Genomic DNA, 1541 nt, shown 5'->3' on the forward strand with positions numbered 1-1541 from the left:
ACCATGAGCTCATTGACCTGCATATCAGCAAAGGAGAACCCGGACAGGTCCCTGTAGGCAGGGAGCCGGGCTGTCTTTGTCTGGCAGGCGATGGAGCGCACTTCGCGTTCGGCCAGTTCGGCCTTCAGGAGTTGCGAGAGGATGGGGATGGCCGCCTCGAAGGCGGGTGCGCCCTGCTCGATGAGGTCAGCCGCGGCCTGGGACATGCCATACATCCGCAATCCACGGAGCATGACGACAGGTGAAGCGGCGGCAGGATCATGACGCAAGGCGGCTGTCCCTTCGCAGAATGTCATACCGCCCTGTATCGGCGCACGGTTCATGTTCGAGCACCAGGGCTTGTGGGGCATCAAGCCGGGGAACCGCGGTTCTCTTGGCATCGATCAGGCGATGCAGCGTATTGAGAACACGGGTCCTGGTCGCCACGCCATCTTCAGGAGCCAGTTCAACTGCGCAGAGGACAGCCAGCTCATCATGCTACAGCACAAGGGCCAGGATTTCAGCCATTTCCCGATCGCCTCCAGGTCGCCTGAACAGTCGATCCTGCAGAACCCGGAAGGCGGCTGGCAATTCGGCAAACGGCGCGCCATTGCGCAGGGCGCCCGGTTTGCGCTGGATGACCGCCAGATAATGCCGCCAGTCATAAACCGTGCGGCCTGGCACGCCATGCGAACGCGTGATGATCCGGTCATGCACGCATAGAACCTGTCCTTCGGTGATAACGCGCAGCCTGTCGGGATAAACCCGCAGGCTGACCGGACGATTGGCAAAGGAGGCCGGCACGCTATAGCGGTTGCCTTCGAACTGGATCAGACAGGTTGGTGAGACGCGCTTGGTCTGTTCGACAAACCCGTCAAAGGGCCGCCCCGGCACCATGAGGTGAGGACGCTCGCTGGCATGGACCTCGGCGATGCTCCGGGCCAGTTCGATATGCTGCAGCCGTTCCCAGCAGTCCAGGCAGCGGGCTTCCAGCCAGACATTCAGCGCCCCCAGATCAGGAAAGGCAGGCAGATCCTGCCAGATCTGGCGCCGGGCATCCTGCACGGTCTTCTCGATCTGCCCTTTCTCCCATTCCGCTGCCGGATTGCAGAAGGTCGCCTCAAACAGATAATGGCTGGCCAGGGCCATGAAGCGCAGGGGCACAAAAACACCACGACCCGTTGTCTGGCCTGCCTGATGCTGTTCGTGTTTCCACTGCCTGATGAAAGCAGCCACCCGTCCATAGGATTCATCATAGCCCAGTGCCACAAGATCCTCATGCAGTCGCCGCGCCGTGCGCCGGTTCTTGCGGGATCGGGCGGCTTCCAGGACCAGCCATCCCCTCAGCCTGTCAGCAAACGGGTCCAGTCGGCCGGGACGTTCGGGGACCTGGAACCGCGGTTCAATACTCTGTGCCCGGAGATATTTCCGGATCGTATTGCGTGACAGTCCCGTCCGGCGTTCGATCTCGCGGATCGGAAGATGATCCCGGCAGTGCCACCGACGGATCACACTCAGAAGCTCCATGTCAATCACTCCTCACACCCCCAGAAGAGGATGCC

Annotated in this window: 1 protein-coding gene and 1 pseudogene; both read right to left on the reverse strand. The window is 61.5% G+C overall.

Annotated features, from left to right (window positions below):
* The coding region (locus ACBR42_RS16985; protein WP_371208820.1) for an ATP-binding protein at positions 1–269 on the reverse strand (269 nt) is incomplete at its 3' end.
* Positions 259–1506: pseudogene (locus ACBR42_RS16990) on the reverse strand (Mu transposase domain-containing protein). The pseudogene ACBR42_RS16990 and the gene ACBR42_RS16985, both read right to left, overlap by 11 nt.
* Between the last annotated feature and the right edge of the window lie 35 nt (positions 1507–1541).

The organism is Komagataeibacter sp. SM21, assembly GCF_041402665.1.
Taxonomy (GTDB): domain Bacteria; phylum Pseudomonadota; class Alphaproteobacteria; order Acetobacterales; family Acetobacteraceae; genus Komagataeibacter; species Komagataeibacter saccharivorans.